The organism is Sulfitobacter sp., assembly GCF_041552635.1.
Taxonomy (GTDB): domain Bacteria; phylum Pseudomonadota; class Alphaproteobacteria; order Rhodobacterales; family Rhodobacteraceae; genus Sulfitobacter.
On the sequence record NZ_JBFEKM010000089.1, the window covers coordinates 1 to 16,687 of the forward strand.

At 55.0% G+C, this 16,687-nt stretch carries 13 protein-coding genes; 9 read left to right on the top strand and 4 right to left on the bottom strand.

Features of this window, described 5'->3' with window-relative positions; all coding sequences use genetic code 11:
• Positions 1 to 789, top strand: a 789-nt coding sequence (locus ABYT07_RS11890; protein ID WP_372991907.1) for an aminotransferase class III-fold pyridoxal phosphate-dependent enzyme, incomplete at its 5' end; no start/stop codon positions are given.
• A 161-nt stretch (positions 790 to 950) separates the two neighbouring features.
• On the opposite strand, the gene ABYT07_RS11895 is transcribed toward ABYT07_RS11890, so the two are convergent.
• Positions 951 to 4,184 carry a M10 family metallopeptidase C-terminal domain-containing protein gene (locus ABYT07_RS11895; RefSeq protein WP_372991908.1) on the bottom strand — a complete coding sequence of 1,078 codons (3,234 nt, stop codon included), beginning with the start codon at positions 4,182 to 4,184 and terminating at the stop codon, positions 951 to 953.
• A gap of 632 nt (positions 4,185 to 4,816) precedes the next feature.
• Here ABYT07_RS11895 and ABYT07_RS11900 point away from each other — a divergent pair.
• On the top strand, positions 4,817 to 5,671 hold the full coding sequence (locus tag ABYT07_RS11900) for a DMT family transporter (protein WP_372991909.1): 855 nt from the start codon (positions 4,817 to 4,819) through the stop codon (positions 5,669 to 5,671).
• A gap of 342 nt (positions 5,672 to 6,013) precedes the next feature.
• On the opposite strand, the gene ABYT07_RS11905 is transcribed toward ABYT07_RS11900, so the two are convergent.
• Genes ABYT07_RS11905 through ABYT07_RS11915 form a run of 3 tightly spaced genes read right to left on the bottom strand, consistent with a single transcriptional unit; the run spans position 6,014 to position 8,433 of the window.
• Positions 6,014 to 7,090, bottom strand: a complete 1,077-nt coding sequence (locus ABYT07_RS11905) for an ATP-binding protein (RefSeq protein ID WP_372991910.1) — start codon at positions 7,088 to 7,090, stop codon at positions 6,014 to 6,016.
• A 7-nt stretch (positions 7,091 to 7,097) separates the two neighbouring features.
• Positions 7,098 to 7,547: a response regulator gene (locus ABYT07_RS11910; protein WP_372991911.1), complete on the bottom strand. Its 450-nt coding sequence runs from the start codon at positions 7,545 to 7,547 to the stop codon at positions 7,098 to 7,100.
• Entirely contained in the window at positions 7,540 to 8,433 is an 894-nt protein-coding gene (locus ABYT07_RS11915) for an ATP-binding protein (protein WP_372991912.1), read from the bottom strand. The genes ABYT07_RS11910 and ABYT07_RS11915 overlap by 8 nt, the downstream gene beginning before the upstream one ends.
• 796 nt (positions 8,434 to 9,229) lie before the next feature.
• On the opposite strand from ABYT07_RS11915, the gene ABYT07_RS11920 reads away from it, so the two are divergent.
• The 7 genes from ABYT07_RS11920 to ABYT07_RS11950 all read left to right on the top strand — a co-directional run.
• Positions 9,230 to 10,819, top strand: a complete 1,590-nt coding sequence (locus ABYT07_RS11920; RefSeq protein WP_372991914.1) for a glucan biosynthesis protein — start codon at positions 9,230 to 9,232, stop codon at positions 10,817 to 10,819.
• Positions 10,807 to 10,995, top strand: a complete 189-nt coding sequence (locus tag ABYT07_RS11925; protein WP_372991915.1) for a hypothetical protein — start codon at positions 10,807 to 10,809, stop codon at positions 10,993 to 10,995. Before ABYT07_RS11920 ends, ABYT07_RS11925 begins: the two co-directional genes overlap by 13 nt.
• Before the next feature lie 73 nt (positions 10,996 to 11,068).
• Positions 11,069 to 12,811, top strand: a complete 1,743-nt coding sequence (gene mdoH / locus ABYT07_RS11930) for a glucans biosynthesis glucosyltransferase MdoH (RefSeq protein ID WP_372991916.1) — start codon at positions 11,069 to 11,071, stop codon at positions 12,809 to 12,811.
• A complete protein-coding gene (locus ABYT07_RS11935) occupies positions 12,798 to 14,006 on the top strand; it encodes an OpgC family protein (RefSeq protein WP_372991917.1) in 1,209 nt (402 codons plus the stop codon). The genes mdoH and ABYT07_RS11935 overlap by 14 nt, the downstream gene beginning before the upstream one ends.
• Positions 14,007 to 14,206: 200 nt before the next feature.
• Entirely contained in the window at positions 14,207 to 15,037 is an 831-nt protein-coding gene (locus ABYT07_RS11940) for a glycosyltransferase family 2 protein (RefSeq protein WP_372991918.1), read from the top strand.
• A 30-nt stretch (positions 15,038 to 15,067) separates the two neighbouring features.
• Positions 15,068 to 16,039, top strand: coding sequence for a UDP-glucuronic acid decarboxylase family protein (locus ABYT07_RS11945; RefSeq protein ID WP_372991919.1), 972 nt, complete (start codon positions 15,068 to 15,070; stop codon positions 16,037 to 16,039).
• A 270-nt stretch (positions 16,040 to 16,309) separates the two neighbouring features.
• The coding region (locus ABYT07_RS11950) for a hypothetical protein (protein WP_372991920.1) at positions 16,310 to 16,687 on the top strand (378 nt) is incomplete at its 3' end.

Here is a 16,687-nt window from a genome sequence, read left to right on the forward strand (position 1 = left end):
AGCGAAAGCGAATTCGTCGCCCATTGCGTGGCCGAACTTGAGGCGATGATCCATGCCGAAGGCGCTGACACCATCGCCGCCTTTATCGGTGAACCCGTGCTGGGCACCGGTGGCATCGTGCCGCCACCCGCAGGTTACTGGCCCGCCATCCAAGAGGTTCTGGACCGCCACGATATTCTGCTGGTCGCAGATGAAGTCGTCACAGGCTTTGGCCGCCTGGGCACCATGTTCGGGTCCGAACACTACGGCATGCGCCCCGATCTGATCACGATCGCCAAGGGTTTGACATCCGCCTACGCACCGCTGTCCGGGTCGATTGTGTCTGACAAAATGTGGGCTGTGCTTGAAAAAGGTACTGACGAAAACGGCCCTATCGGCCACGGTTGGACCTATTCGGCGCACCCCATCGGGGCCGCTGCGGGGGTCGCCAACCTTGAATTGATCGACAAGCTGGGGCTGATGGAAAACGCAGGCACGGTTGGGGGGTATCTGAACTCTCAAATGCGCGCTGCCCTTGCCGACCACCCGCATGTGGGCGACGTCCGCGGCGAAGGCATGTTATGCGCGGTCGAATTTGTGGCCGACAAAGACAGCCGTACGTTCTATGACGCCGCTGACAAAATCGGGCCGCAGATCGCCGCCAAACTGCTTGAGCAAAGCAACGTCATCGCGCGCGCGATGCCGCAAGGCGACATCTTAGGCTTTGCACCGCCGTTCTGTCTGACGACCGAAGAAGCAGATCAAGTTGTTGCCGCGACCCATCAGGCCGTGACATCAGTTCTGGGCTGATCATTTGGCAAAACAATATGCCGCGCCGTGTTGCGTCTGAAACTTCAGAATATGCAGCATGGCGCGGCCAACTCCAGCGAGGGCTCATCGTCTGGCATTCGAATTGTGTTCAATGGTCCAACGACGCCTTGAAAACTCAAGAATTCGCGCCTCTTATCCTCTTAAATCAACCACGCGTCCGTTAGCTCTGTCGTGGCGGTGATGCCTTTAAGATAGGCAAGTTCGACAGGATCATCAGCCCCCACACCGTCAGTATCGAACATCAGCCAGGAATCCCGGCTCGTGATCGCCTCCAAGCCCAGAATGCCTTGCGAAATCGCTGTTGCCACGGTGAACCCGAAATCATCCAACAGATTGGACACGTAGATCTGGTCGCCCTGACGCAGCTTCATGTCTCCGATCGTGTCGCCCGCATCATCCAGCGAATTAAACACGAACACATCCGCGCCGGACCCGCCTATCAACAGGTCCAACCCCAGCCCGCCAGTCAGCCAGTCGTTGCCCGACCCACCGTTAAGAATGTCATCACCGGTGCCACCATCTAGCAGGTCATTGCCGCTGTCGCCGTAAACCCGGTCATTGCCTGCATCGCCGGAAACCGTGTCATCACCCGTGGCACCGGTGATGTAATCGTCGCCGTCGCCGCCTGTGGCCACGTCGTTTCCGGTATCGGCATAAATTCTGTCATTACCGGCCCCGCCATCGACCTGATCATCACCGGCCCCGCCTTTGATATAATCATCGCCATCGCCGCCCAAGACGGTATCGTCTCCGGTATCGGCATAAATCCTGTCGGAACCGGCCCCGCCATCGACCTGATCATCACCGGAGCCCCCTGTAATATAATCATCGCCATCGCCGCCTGTGACCGTATCGTCCCCGGTTTCAGCATAAATCTTGTCGTTGTCAGCCCCGCCATCGATCAGATCGTTGCCAGCATTCCCCTTTAGGTAATCATTGCCGCTGCCGCCCAAGATGGTGTCGTCGCCGCTGTCGCCATAGATTTTATCGTCGCCCGCGTCGCCATTGATCAAATCGTTATCCCTGCCTGCGTTGATGTAATCATTTCCATCACCGCCTGAAATCACGTCAGTGCCGCTGTCGGCGTAAATCTTGTCGTTCCCGTCACCCCCCGAGATCACGTCATCGCCGCCATCGCCGTCCAGATAATCATTGCCCGCACCGCCATCGATTATGTCATTGCCATCACCTGAGCCAACGCGGTCATTTCCGTCACCGCCGGAAATGATGTCGCTGCCGCTGCGGGTTGTGATCTTGTCGTTGCCACTGCCCCCCTCGACCGTGTTGTCACCGTCACCACCATCAAGGATGTCATTGTCGGCACCGCCATCAAGAATGTCATTACCATCACGACCAAACAGCCGGTCGCGGCCATCGTTTCCGCGCAGGTCATCGTCGCCAAGATCGCCATAAACGATGTCATTGCCGTCGCCACCGTCGATCGTGTCATCACCGTCCTGACCATATAGCGTATCGTTGCGCGCACCCCCGTCCATCTGATCGTTGCCGTCTTCGCCGCGCATCTGGTCGTTGCCATCCCCCCCAAGCAGCGTGTCATTGCCAGTGCCACCGTACAGACGGTCATTGCCATCATCGCCTTGCAGAAGATCGTCACCATCGTCGCCATAAAGCATGTCGGTGCCCAGCCCCCCGATCAGCGCGTCATTGCCCGCCCGGCCGTACAGGCGGTCATTGCCGGCCATGCCGTCGATCAGATTATCCGAGTCATTTCCGGTGCCGCGATCGTTCTTGCCGCCAAGGATCAGGTTTTCGATGGTCGTGCCAGCATCGATCACCAGCTTTTTGCTGCCAATCCGCCCTGTCACACCGCTGTTAAGGTCGATGGTCGATGCATAGGTGACCAAGCTAAGATCCAGCACATCCGTCCCCCCATCTGTGTCGATGATAAAGCCGCCGTCCCTGTTCCAAGTGGTCATAGTGGTGTTTGAAATCGTATAGATCGTGTCAACTGATCCGCTTGGCCCTGGGCCAGGTGCGGGTCCGGGATCGGTTGGGGCACCGCTGGCGTCAATGATCTCGTAAACAGAGTTGGACGCAGCAACGCCGGAAAGAAACGCAATTTGTACCGCCGCAGCGCCGCCTGCACCGTCGCTATCTACCGAAAGGTAGGATCCGCCAGTGGCCGCAACAAGCGCCACAATGCCGTCAGCCACGGCATCCGTGCCCACATACCCGATAGAGGTCAGCAGATCGCGCAGGTCCATCCGATCACTTTGCGCCAGCGCGAAATCAGTGACCGTATCGCCAGCCTCGTTCAGCGCTGCGTACACGAACCTGTCGGCACCCGCACCGCCCGTCAGCACATCACTGCCCTGACCGCCAATCAGGACATCATCCCCGCCATTGCCCAGAATGGTATCATTGCCCGCGCCGCTGAAAATCCGGTTGCTGGCGTCATTGCCGATGACATAGTCGTTGCCGCCCCCCGTCGTCGCGTTTTCGATAATGGTATCGCGTCCAATAGACAGGTTGCCGGTGCGCCCGTTGATGTTTGAATAGCTTTCGGCATGCAGGTCCAGCATCTGGTTCTGGTTGCGCGAGGTTAGATTGATCAGATCGGTGCCACCGTTATCGACAATCGCCACGGACCAGCTTGTCCCCAACTCCATGCCCCACTGGCCGGTGTTTGAGCTGTCACCATAGATACTGTCGCCGGTCGCGACCGAGGTCGGCGCGCCATACAGCTTTTGAATCGCGGCAATATCGCCCAATTGCGCCGAGGCCAGAAACAACCTTGAGGCATTCGTATTCGGATTTTCGTTCTGATCAAAATAGGACATGACAGTGGTCTGCCAGCTGTCATTGGCGAAATGGGCGTCGCTCGCGAAACTGGCGCTACCATTATACATCCCAGAATGGCCCAGACCCAGCGCATGGCCTATCTCGTGAATAAAGGTCTGCAGATAATAATCACCATAGCCCTGCCAGCTATCGGAAATATTGATCCGCGATTCAACGATTGTGGTCCCAATTGTGCTTGAGCTGTTATAGGCCCCTGAATTGGCAGAACTGAAAACGATGTCGGCATTGGTGCCTTGAACGAATTTCAGCCCGCTAACGGCGGTCCAAGCATCCAGCGCCCTCAGCGCAGTCGCCTCGGCCACATTGCCCAGCGCGCGCAGATCGACGGTAAGGGTATCACCGGTCTGCACATCGAAAGACCGCTGCGCCATGTTATTATCCTGCCAGAAACCGACCGCCAGATAATCGGCGATCTGGTCAATAGAATAAACCGGCAACGTGGCGCTGATTTGTGTCGTGGTGCCAGAGGCAACACTGGCCATCGTATCCATGCTGCCGATCCCGTGGGTATCGTATGTCGTCAAATCGGGGTTCAGGGTTTGGCACATCATGCACATAATAAAATCACTCTTACAAAAGGCGGGTCACATCGACCCCGATAATTAACGCGGGTCGACGACGCTGCTGTGCGACTGCTTGGCAAAAATGGGTACGTGCCGCGCCGCAAAAGGCAAATCGCGACGCCTTTCGACTGACGGCAATGACAAACGAAAACAGATCAACCAAGGGGATTTGAAAACCATCAGGACACCAACAATCGAGTTTCCGGATTTTCCGGTTCAATATCTTGGCCATTCTGACGCAACGCTTAGACCGTCACCGATCATCAAGGAATTAGCTTGGCGGAAATGTGTCAAATTAAAGATGCAGCTTGTCCGACCTTCGGTGTCACCTCTGTAGGCGGCGGCCACATGAGGGTCGATCATGGGCAAGAGACGGAGCGCCCCCTTTCCATTGGTCTTTGCCTGTAGATTGGCTTTGCATTGCCTGCGACGATCGGCAAAACTGCATTGAATACAGTTCGCTGCCGCGGCCTGCCTTTGTCTTTTTCGCCCTACCCTCCGAAATAGATTTCAACCTCGCCCTCGGAGAGAAGGTGCTGAAATGCCGTTCAAAGACTGCCTATGACTTTGCCTACATATCAAGACCGAGATCGCGTAACCGCGCGGGCGAGGATTGCCGTATGACCCAGCAAAACCGTGCAATTTTGCTGATGATCGGCGCGATTTTCTGTTTTTCGATCATGGACGTTTCAGTCAAGGCGGTGGCACCCGACATCGGCGTACTTCCAGCGCTTTGGGCACGGTACGCGGGGCAAATGCTGTTGGTCTTTGTATTGGTCCTGCCGCGCCTGAAATACGTGGTCCGCACTCGGTATCCGGCACTGCAATTCCTGCGCTCCATCCTACTGATGAGCGCAACAGCCTTCTTTTTCACCGGTTTAAGCCTGATACCCCTGACCGATGCTGCCGCGCTGATGTCCACCAACCCTGTACTGATTACCCTAGGGGCCGCGCTTTTTCTTGGCGAAGCCCTTGGCGTGCGACGCGTTGCCGGGATCGTGGTCGCGCTGGTCGGAGCGATGATTGTTATTCGCCCTGGCAGTGACGTGTTCAGCCTGTCCGCATTGCTACCACTGGCCGCAGCCGCCTGTTATTCCGGCTACGCATTGTTGACCCGACATGTCGGCAGCGACGAAGATATCTGGACGTCTCTTTTTTATACTGGGTTGGTCGGAACCGTATTGCTTAGCATTGCTGTTCCTTTCTTGTGGAAAACCCCCGACTTGGCCGGATTTGGCTTGATGATCGCCATCGCATTGGCCGGGACCCTTGGGCAACTGGCCTTGATCCGGGCGTTTTCGCAAGGCGAAGCAGCCATATTGGCCCCTTATTCCTATGTTGGGCTGGCCTTTGCTGCGTTTTGGGGGTTTCTGTTTTTTGCAGAAAAACCGGATTTCTGGACTATTTTCGGCAGCCTCGTAATCGCAGGCGCGGGCCTTTATGTCTGGCATCGCGAAACATACGCCAAACGATAGCGTGTCCTGCAGTCCCGATCCTCCTGAGGCCATCTTGAGGCTACGAACCAAAGGTCCGTTCTATCCGTCGGGGCCAGGCGTTAGGCAAATTCAGCGCACTGCCGATCAACGACGGTTATATGCGCGGCAATGTGCAAAGGACTACGCACTGATCTCCAGCGACCGCCTGCGACACCCCTTTTTTCGTTTCAATACACGTTCTAGATGCCATGGGGTCAACGGGTTTGCAGCGTTAAAACCTACGACTTTGCTAACCTGAAATTTCTATTTCTGAAGACTCTTGGCTTAAAAGAAAGCTATAAATCGCGCGATTGTACCTCCGCTTTTGCGACAGGTGACGCTTTATAGGCTCGGAAACTCCAAAATAAATGTCGTGCCTTTTTCAGGCTTGGATTGACACCAAATTTTTCCACCATGGCGATCCATGATCTTCTTACATGTCGCCAACCCCAATCCAGTTCCCGTAAATTCGTCATCACGGTGCAATCGTTTAAACGGCTCGAAAATTCGCTTCATGTATTTTCCTGAAATTCCAATCCCGTTATCCGTGATCCGGATCTGGCGAATATCTCCCTTAACCAGAGAGGTAATATTGACCACGGGCGCACCGGATCTATTGTACTTAATACTATTTCCTAAAATATTTTGAATGACTTGCATCACCTGCGGTGGACTACCCATGATTGCAGGCAATGATCCATCGCAATATAGGCTCGCACCCGCCGCTTTGAGATCGCTCGACAGATTCAGCCGGGCCGCCTCAACTTGTTCGTTCAAGTCTACAGTCTCAAAGACCGGGTGGACAGAATTTTGTTCAGTGTATGACTTGAGCGCCAGAATAAGCCGGTCCATACGCTCGGCACCTTGCACGATGCAATCAAGCATTTTTTTGTGTTCCCAGGCCACCTCTGGTGCCAAATCTTCGGTCAGCATCCCTATCGCACTGGTCAACGTTTGCAGCGGTGCCCGCAGATCATGGACAAGCACATTGGCAAATATCGTCAGTTCTTCTTGCTGGTCTTGGATCTTTTTTTGCATCGATGCACGTTCGGTCGCGTTCGTTATGGCGCGCTGCAAGCTATCCGAGTTTATTCTGTCTTTAGGTAGGTAATCCTGCGCGCCTATTTTCATCGCCTCAACGGCGATATGTTCGTCGCCATTTCCGGTCACCATCACAACCGCAATCATTGGGTCAATTTCAAGTATTTTTTTTAGTACAGCCAGCCCGTCAACTCCGGGCAACGAATAATCAAGGGTAACGCAATCAATGTGCTTATCGCTCGAAATGTGATCAAGGCAAGATTTTTCGTCTGCTGCAACCAGTATCGGAAAAACAAACCCATTCATGTTTTGTAGTTTTCTTTCAATCACTTCCCGATCATCCGGACTATCATCTACGACGAGGATATGTTTTTTCATTATAAAATCACTTTGGCAAAATTGCGATTTGGAACCAGTAATCATGAAGGCCTGAAATTGCTTCGACAAATTCGTTCCAATAAATTGGTTTTTGAACATAGGTATTTGCACCTGCGCGGTAACTCGCACTGATGTCTTCTTGCGCTGTTGATGTGGTCATAACGACGACAGGGATGTCACAAAGCGCGTCGTCTTTCTTGATCCGCTCAAGTACTTTTCTCCCGTCAAGTCCTGGCATATTAAGATCAAGCAGGATCAACGCAGGCGTGCCTGTAACATCTCGCGATGCGTACTGACCGTTTCCTTTTAAATAATCCAACGCTTCCTGCCCGTCACGACAGCGAAAGATCGGGTTAGACAGGCTCTTTTTTCTACAAAGCGCGCGTTCGGTCGCCTCAAAATCATCATCATTATCCTCGATGATCAAAATGGTTTGGACCCCGTTTGGATCATGCATGCTCTGCCCTCCCTAATTTCACGCTTGCAGACGTTTTTTGCGCTGCCGGTCGTTTCGAAAAAGAGAAATAAAAGGTCGTTCCATGGCCGGGCACAGAGGACAGTTTAATTGTACCACCATTGCTTTCGATCACCTTTTTTACAAAAGCAAGCCCCGCACCCGAGCCCCCTTGGTAGGCATCAGGTTGATTGAGGCGCTTGAACATCCTGAATACATCGTCATGAAAATCGGCAGCGATACCGATCCCGTTATCGCGGACATAGAACACATCTTGCATGCCGACAGAATCCACGGTTTTTTCGTCCAGATACCCGATCCAGATCCGCTTTTCTTCGGACTCGTTATATGTAAGTCCGTTAACGATCAGGTTCTGGAATACAGTGTTTAAATCTGAAGGATCAGCTGAGATCAGTGGTAGATCTGTTTCAATAACAACCTCTCCATTTTGGTCGGAAATGAACTCACTCAACGACGATACGATCCCTGTCACCATCTCACCGGGATCTACGTCTTGTTGCGCATCCGATCTGCCGATACGCGAGTATTTCAGCAGCGTAGAGATTAGCATTTCTAAATGACCACATAGATCCTGCATCCGGTTCAGACGGCGGCGCGCATCAGGGTCAATTGCATCCCCATGGTCTTCGATCAAGAATCTGGCCTGATTGGCGATACCCCGCAAAGGTGCCTTAAGATCATGCGACGCAATAAAGGCAAATTCACTTAGCTTATCCCGCGCCTCTTTGGCCTCAATCGCTTTTTGTTGCTCGATCGCGACCTCGGCGACTTTGCTTGCCAGATCAGTGCGGCTGGGCATGGTAAGGAACATCGGAAGCAAGCGCGCAAGCTGGATCGCCGTGTAAATCGACACAGCGGCCGTCGCCATCTTGATCACCCCCTGTATCCCATAGGCAGGCACCCAAAGCGTAATCAATCCGCTTAAATGGCTTAGGGCGCAGGCGGTTATGAATGCCGCAAAAAGGCGCGCAACACTTGGGTCCATCAAGTCGGGCCGGATTTTGACCGCCTTGATGATGATGATCGGGATGGTAAAATAAGAAACGGAAATGAGGAAATCCGAAACACCGTGCATCAGTAAAAGATCAGGACGCCATAACAGACACACCGCATGTGGCACAAATTGTGCGGATCCGAACAATTCAAGAATATAATCCAGCATCGAACTCTTACCCCACCCAAGAATGTCAATTGGCAATTACCGAAAGATAGACTGGCTTGGTAAAGCGAGTATTAAATACGGATTTGGCCTTCTTGCGAAACTTCGGAAAATGGAAAGTTTCACCGCTTTTCATCTGCAACCCAACCGATCCCGACGCCTAGCAGCGCAGGTTTCCACCGCTACTTTGCTTGCCTGTCCAATCCGGCGCGTGCTGGTGAATGGGTCGGAACATCTTGTAGAATCAAAGGGGCCCGATGCGCCCCACATCCATGCGACAACCGCCATGCGCAGGTAGAAATCGCCCGGTAAATCAGTCTGGCAGCCAAATCCAATCAACTTTAAGCAATACACCGCCGATTTCCCTGCTTACCGGCAGAAAAATGTGTCAGGTTTTGCGACCTTTCTATTGAACTTTCTGCAACGCAGCGCAAAGAAGATACTACAGTACACTGTCAGTAAGTTCGGAATATTTCCGTTGCCCAATCGAGATTGTAAAATCAAAATGCCGATCACCCGCCGCCACGCACTCATGTACCTTTTATCATCGGTCGCGGTCACCACGCTGACCGCTCCGAAGACTGCGTTTGCCCAGCAAACGACAGAGACGCCCGCTGCGCCGGCTCCAGTCCAGATGCCCTTCAGCTTCGATATTCTGACCGAGCAGATGCGCGCAGCCTCGCTTTTGCCGCCAACACCCGCCGAAGAGATTGACGGATTTCTGGCCGAGTTTGACTATGACGACTATCAGCGCGTACGTTTCAACCGTGACCGTAACCGATGGGCTGATATCGAAAATGCCCGTTTCCAGTTGAATGCCTTTCACCTTGGATGGCTGTTCAATGAGCCGGTTCACCTAAGTTCGTTAGTCGACGGCATCGCGACGCCAATGCCTTTTTCGACAGCGGATTTCGACTATTCCGATGTGCAAAACACAATCCCCGCCAATTTCGAGATGCCGGGCGTTGCGGGTTTCCGGCTTATGACACCGCTCAACCGGGCCGATCACCAAGATGAACTGGCGGCCTTTCTTGGGGCCAGCTATTTCCGCGCCCTTGGGCGTGGCAACCGCTATGGGTTGTCCGCGCGCGGCCTTGCGATCAACACGGGCACCTCAGACGGCGAGGAATTCCCCAGATTTACCGACTATTGGATCGAACCCCCGACGGCGAATTCCAAGAAAGTAACCCTTTATGCGGCCCTTAAATCGCCTTCCGTGACAGGGGCCTATCGCTTTGACATCACCCCCGGTGAAACGACCGTGATGGAGGTCACCGCAAGGCTGTTTATGCGCAAAGACGTGCAACAGTTCGGCATCGCACCGCTGACATCGATGTACCTGTTCGGCGGCGCGGATCCGGGCACATATGATGATTTCCGTCCCGCCGTGCACGACAGCGACCACCTTGTTCTGAACGCGCAAAACGGCGATACTTTTGTGCGCCCCCTTACCAACCACAAACGTCTTGGAAATTCATATCTGGCGGCGCAAAACCCCGCGTCTTTCGGCCTAATTCAGCGCGCCCGCGACTTTGACGACTATCTGGATGCGCAGGCACATTACGAACTGCGCCCGTCGTTGATGGTTGAACCGATCGGCGATTGGGGCCAAGGCACCGTTCGCTTGATGGAGATTCCATCCGATCTGGAAAGCAACGACAATATCGTCGCCTATTGGGTCCCAGACGCGGCCCCCGCAAAGGGTGAAAGCCTTGAGGTGTCCTACCGTCTGCACTGGGGCCTGTCGCCAGCTGGTGACAGATCAGTCGACCGTGCACGGATCGTGCGGACACGTATTGGCAAGGGCGGCTTTGCAGGGGTCGACAAAAAGACCGACCGGATCAAATTCGTCGTCGACTTCGAAGGCGGGCTGCTTTCCGGCCTTTCGGCTGATACGGACATTTCCGCCCGTGTAACCGTTACACGTGGCGAACTTTCGCAGACGACGTTGTCACCGATCGAGGGAACACATATGTGGCGTCTTGTGATCGAGGCCGTGCCCGAAAAGCCGGAAGCGTCGATGGAGCTGCAAGCCGTACTGAACGGCTATGGACAAGATTTGAGCGAGATATGGCTATACCAATGGGAAGTCTAAAGATCGAAATGGAAAACCGGAACGAAACTGGAAACCATATGTTTTGCGATGACCCCGCAACATGGGGCCCACCGGAATCCCCGCTTGATATGCCGTACCAGCAACTGGAACGCCGTTCTGGCCTTTTCGACACCCTGATGCAGCTTCGACTTCTGTTCACGGGTCAGCGCATCTGACCGCAAAGCGAGACCTGAAGTGACGGCGCAATCCGATCTTTTACCTGACACCGCCACAGTCCGGACACGGAGTGTGGCGATTGTTTTTGCCGGTGCCTGCGCTGTCGGGGCCTGCATTCTGGTGGCTGATGCCGATCTGCAAGACGGCTTTCAAGTCTGGGATATCTTTCGTGCCGTCTTGATCCTGCTCACGACGGGGTGGCTGGCGTGGGGTGCCGCGCTGGGGCTCACAGGGCTTTTGCCCAAACGTCCGGCTGCGGCCCTGCAAGTGGCAAGCACGACCTCGTCAACAGTTGTGCTTGTGCCAATCTGTAACGAAGATCCAGTTGCCACATTCGCACGCATCGCCGCTATGGACCGGTCCATTCAGGCGGCCGGATTGCACCTTGATATCGTAATCCTGTCCGACACGCGATCTGCTGAAAACCAGTCCGCCGAACAGGCCGCATTTCGGATGCTGATCGCCGAAACCAGCGGCGGTGATCACATCTATTACCGCAATCGTCTGGAAAACCACGGTCGCAAGGCCGGCAATGTCGAGGATTTCATCCGCAAGTCCGGCGGTGCCTATGACTATGCCGTGACGCTTGATGCCGACAGCCTGATGTCCGGCGCGGCGCTTGGTCAGATGATCCAACGGATGGACGCTGACCCAAAGCTCGGGCTGCTTCAGACCTTGCCGCAGATCACTGGCGCACAAAGCTTCTTTGGCCGTGCCATGCAATTTGCCGCGTCCTTTCACGGGCCTGTCTTCACCCGCGGACTAGAAAGAATGCAAGGCTCCGTTGGGCCCTATTGGGGCCACAACGCTATCATCCGCATCCATGCCTTTGCCCAATCGTGCAAACTGCCTGAACTGTCCGGCAAACCGCCTTTCGGGGGGCATATCCTGTCGCATGACTATGTCGAAGCCGCCCTTCTTGCGCGCAATGGCTGGCGTGTGATTGCCGATAGCAGCATCATCGGATCTTACGAGGAAGGGCCGGAAAATGTCTTGTCCTATGCCAAACGGGATCGCCGCTGGTGTCAGGGAAACCTCCAGCACATGCGCCTTCTCTTGGCACCGGGCCTCGCATCCTGGAGCAGGTTTGTCTTTGTGCAGGGTATTTTCGCCTATCTTGTGTCGGTGTTCTGGGCGGTCTTTCTGATCAGCACCATCAGCGGTGCAATTCTGGCCCCCGAACCCGATTATTTCCCGAACGCATATCAGCTGTTTCCGGTTTTCCCGTCCGACCGCAGCCGTGAAATTCTCGCGCTTGCGCTTGGCATTATCGGTCTGCTGATCCTGCCTAAATTTGCGATCCTCCTGCATGCTGCTGTTTCGGGGCGCACGGCGGGGTTTGGTGGGATCTGGCGATCGCTTATATCGGTTGTGTCGGAAATCCTGCTGACCTCGGCGCTGGCACCAATCATGCTGGCGTATCAGACCCGCGCAGTGTTGCAGGTGCTTTCCCGTCAGGACGGCGGCTGGCCTGCAAACGCACGTGGCGAAGGGGCGCTGACCCAGACCGAAGCGGCGCGTTCCTCTTATTGGATCGTGATGATCGGAACGATTTCCCTTGGATCAACATGGCTTCTTGCGCCGACCTTGCTGGTCTGGCTGCTGCCCGTGACGCTGCCGATGATCGCCGCACCTTTGCTGATTTCCTGGTCCTCGAAACCCCTTGGGCCGCAGCATTTCACCACCCCCGCCGAACGTGAGGTGCCAGCGGTCGTTGCGGCCTATCGCGACATCCACACACGGTGGCGCATCGGCCTTGCGCCCGCCGAACCCAACACCGACCGACCAACCGGAACCGCCCATGTCACGATCTGATCCGCACACCACCGCACGCGCCCCAAGTCCGCGCGACCCCCGCATTGACCTGTTCCGCGGGTTGCTGCTGGTGATGATCTTTATCGACCATGTGCCGGGCAATTGGTACGAAAACCTTACGCTGCGCAACTGGGGGTTCTCGGATGCGGCAGAGAGCTTTTTCATCATGTCGGGCATGGCGGCCGGGTTGGCCTATACGGGCGGTGTGGCGCGCTGGCGCGAAACCGGACTTTGGCTTGGAATAGCGCCCATCTGGAAGCGGGCTTGGGTGCTTTACCTGACACATATTTTTCTGACTATGGCGGGGATCGCGATTTTTGCCATAGGCGCTGAGGCATTCGGCCTGACCGAGCTTTTGACCAAAATCAACATGCGTCAGGTCTTCCAGAATACCGGCCCCGCCCTGATCGGCATCGTGACTTTGGGGCACCAGATCGGCTATGTGAACATCCTGCCCGCCTATACTGTGCTGCTTCTTGCTGCACCTTTTGCACTGCTTCTGGGTCAGCGCGCGCCCCTTGCACTGCTTGCCGCATCGATCGTTCTTTGGTTCATAACAGGTCTGTTGCGCCTTAACCTGCCCGCCTATCCCAATCCGGGGGGCTGGTTCTTTAATCCGTTTGCGTGGCAACTGATCTTTGTGATTGGCTTGCTGACCGGGATCGCCTTGCGTCATGGCAACCGGTTCGTCCCCAAAAACCGGACGCTGTTTGCGGTTGCTACCGGATGGATCGTTTTCGTTCTGGCATGGATATACGCCCCCGGTTTTGGGCCCGTGATGGACGGCATCATGGCGCGGCTTGAGGCACTTGGCCTGCCGTTTCACATCACCTCGCAGGACAAGACATTTTTGCCCCTGCTTCGGCTACTGCACGTTCTGGCGGTAGCTTATATTATCTCTTGCCTGCCCAGCGTCGCCCGGCTAAGCGCACACCCCTATGCAGAACCGCTGCGTGTCATGGGCCGCCAAGGTCTGCTTGTGTTTTCGGCGGGCGCATTGCTGTCGCTCGCAGGGCAAGCGGTATTTGTCTATTTCGAGGGTGTGACCATCGTGCCGTGGCTTTTCATTCCCGCCGGGACCGTCGTGCTGTGGGCCCTTGCGTGGCTCGCAGATTGGAAACGCCGGGCCGGGCAGCCCGCACGACAGTCCCTTGTCCAAAAGGGTGGCAGCATGTCACCCGTCGCTGCCGAATGACCCGTCGTTGCGCATGTAGACCTTTGCGACATATTTCTGGTGGATAAGAAGCGCCACAAACGGTAAGGCGATACTGAAAATAAATTAGGCCCGAAGACTACTACACCGAAACTGAAACCTGCGCTTAGGCTTTTCGATCATGTCTTTCAGAAAGGACATGCCGGTAAAGCGTCCCTCTCCGTCGACATAGGCTGCTTCTTGTGACTGAAAAACTTCCCGTGACCATCGCGATCCCCGTCAAGAACGAAGCGGCCAATCTGGCGCGGTGCCTTGATCGCCTTGGACAATTCGCTGAAATCGTTGTCATTGACAGCGGGTCCGACGATACGACCTGCGAGATCGCAAAATCATATGGCGCGCGGGTTTCGAATTTTCGCTGGGACGGCAAATACCCCAAGAAACGCAACTGGTTTTTGATGAACGAACCGCCGACCCAACCTTGGGTACTGTTTCTGGACGCGGATGAATTCATTGACCAAGCGTTTTGTGATGCACTGAAACTCGCGCTTCAAGATGAAACCAAGGACGCCTACTGGCTGTGCTACACCAATCATTTTCTGGGTAAACCGCTGCGCTTTGGCCTTGCGCAGCGCAAGCTGGCGTTGTTTCGCTCCGGCAAGGCGCTGTACGAAAAGATCGACGAGGACGGGTGGAGCACGCTCGACATGGAGATCCATGAGCACCCTATCGTAGAGGGCCCGATCGGAGAAATCGCAGCCCCGATAGACCACCGCGATTACAAAGGTCTGGGCAAGTTCATCGAAAAACACCGCGACTATGCCCTGTGGGAAGCACGCCGCTATGCCAAGCTGGCCGAAAACCCTTCGTCCCAAGCGCATTTCACCGATCGGCAGATGTTCAAGTACCGACATCTGGCCAAATGGTGGTACCCGTGGTTCTATTTCTGCTTCACCTATTTCGCGAAACTGGGAATGCTGGACGGGGGTGCCGGTTTCCACTATGCCGCGTATAAATCCTGGTACTTTCAATCGATCCGGCTCCTGATCCAGGAACAGTCTGCGGATCGCTGAAAGAACACTTAATTCAATGAGGAGACAGCCATGGCGCGTCTTTACGACAGTCGCAAACGTATTTTGATCACGGGGGGGGCCGGTTTTTTGGGCTCCCATCTGACCGACCGTCTGCTTGAGCAGGGCCATGAGGTTCTATGTGCCGATAACCTGTTCACCGGGACAAAGCGCAATATCGAACATCTGCACGCCAATCCGCGGTTTGAATTCATCCGCCACGACGTGACCTTTCCGCTTTTCATCGAGGTCGACGAAATCTACAACCTCGCCTGTCCCGCGTCCCCTGTGCACTACAAACATGACCCCGTACAAACGACCAAGACGTCGGTTCACGGGGCAATCAACATGCTCGGTCTTGCCAAACGCTTGAATTGCAAGATCTTTCAGGCCTCGACCAGCGAAGTGTACGGCGATCCGTTCATTCACCCGCAGACCGAAGACTATTGGGGCAACGTCAACCCGATCGGCCCGCGGTCTTGCTATGATGAAGGCAAGCGCTGCGCAGAAACCTTGTTCTTCGATTACCACCGCCAGCATAACCTGAACATCAAGGTCGCGCGGATTTTCAACACTTACGGGCCACGGATGCACCATGCCGACGGACGTGTCGTGTCGAACTTCATCGTTCAGGCCTTGGCTGGAAAGTCGATCACGATCTACGGCGACGGCAGTCAAACCCGGTCTTTTTGCTATGTCGATGATCTGGTCGAAGGCTTTATCCGCCTGATGGCCACGGATGATGACGTGACCGGCCCCGTCAATCTGGGCAACCCCGGTGAATTCACGATCAAGGAACTTGCTGAAAAGGTCATCGAAATGACCGGCTCAAAGTCCAAGTTGATTTTTGAAGACCTGCCCACCGATGACCCCAAGCAACGCCAGCCCGACATCACACTGGCCCGCAATACAATCGAATGGGAACCCACTGTCCCCCTCGATGAAGGCTTGAAAAAAACCATCGCCTATTTTGAGAAGGTCCTACCCGAGCTGGAAATCGAGTAAGGGGAACCCCTGAGCCGTTTAGGACATCACCTTTAGTGGTGGCGACAATAAGACCACGATCAAGACCCTGCGTTTTCAATATCGCGGGGTCTTTTCTATTAACAAGGCCCGGTGCGACACTGCGAGAGCATCGCGCAACGCACCCCCAAAAACTGCGCGACGATCCTGCTTTCTCGCAAGACGTCCGATTTTTCCGGCCCCGGCGATTGCGACTGGCTTAGGCTTTCTTGGAAACAAGCGGCGTGGCTTTAAATGCGCCCAAGGCGGGATATGCCGCCAACACCAGCGCAACAGGGATTTTACGACCTCTATCTTCGTCAGGTCACGCACTCCCGCCTTGATGGGACCGCCGCGTTGCGTGATCTGATCAAACAGATCAAAGTTCCCGACGATGCGGCACCTGAAGAACAGGCCGATTTGCGCAACCACATCCAACGCGCACGCTCTTTGCTGGATGATTCCGCCTCGGCCAAGGAACTGACATACGCCAAGGGCGAAATTGACGCTGCCGATGCGATATCCGCACAGATTGTCGACAAGCTGAATAAAGCGCGCAATGCTGCTGCCACCTTGAACGACCGTCTGACCAAGCTTTTGCACAGCCTGCCTGCCGACACGCCCGCCCCCTTGCGCGATCCGGTCAAAGCC

What these genes read in the sequence shown, in the direction of transcription:
- ABYT07_RS11920 (WP_372991914.1), top strand. Translation starts at nt 9,230, where the DNA reads ATGCCGATCACCCGCCGCCACGCACTCATGTACCTTTTATCATCGGTC.
- ABYT07_RS11905 (WP_372991910.1), bottom strand. Translation starts at nt 7,090, where the DNA reads ATGAAAAAACATATCCTCGTCGTAGATGATAGTCCGGATGATCGGGAA.
- ABYT07_RS11935 (WP_372991917.1), top strand. Translation starts at nt 12,798, where the DNA reads ATGTCACGATCTGATCCGCACACCACCGCACGCGCCCCAAGTCCGCGC.
- ABYT07_RS11910 (WP_372991911.1), bottom strand. Translation starts at nt 7,547, where the DNA reads ATGCATGATCCAAACGGGGTCCAAACCATTTTGATCATCGAGGATAAT.
- ABYT07_RS11945 (WP_372991919.1), top strand. Translation starts at nt 15,068, where the DNA reads ATGGCGCGTCTTTACGACAGTCGCAAACGTATTTTGATCACGGGGGGG.
- ABYT07_RS11915 (WP_372991912.1), bottom strand. Translation starts at nt 8,433, where the DNA reads ATGGCGACGGCCGCTGTGTCGATTTACACGGCGATCCAGCTTGCGCGC.
- ABYT07_RS11900 (WP_372991909.1), top strand. Translation starts at nt 4,817, where the DNA reads ATGACCCAGCAAAACCGTGCAATTTTGCTGATGATCGGCGCGATTTTC.
- ABYT07_RS11895 (WP_372991908.1), bottom strand. Translation starts at nt 4,184, where the DNA reads ATGATGTGCCAAACCCTGAACCCCGATTTGACGACATACGATACCCAC.
- ABYT07_RS11925 (WP_372991915.1), top strand. Translation starts at nt 10,807, where the DNA reads ATGGGAAGTCTAAAGATCGAAATGGAAAACCGGAACGAAACTGGAAAC.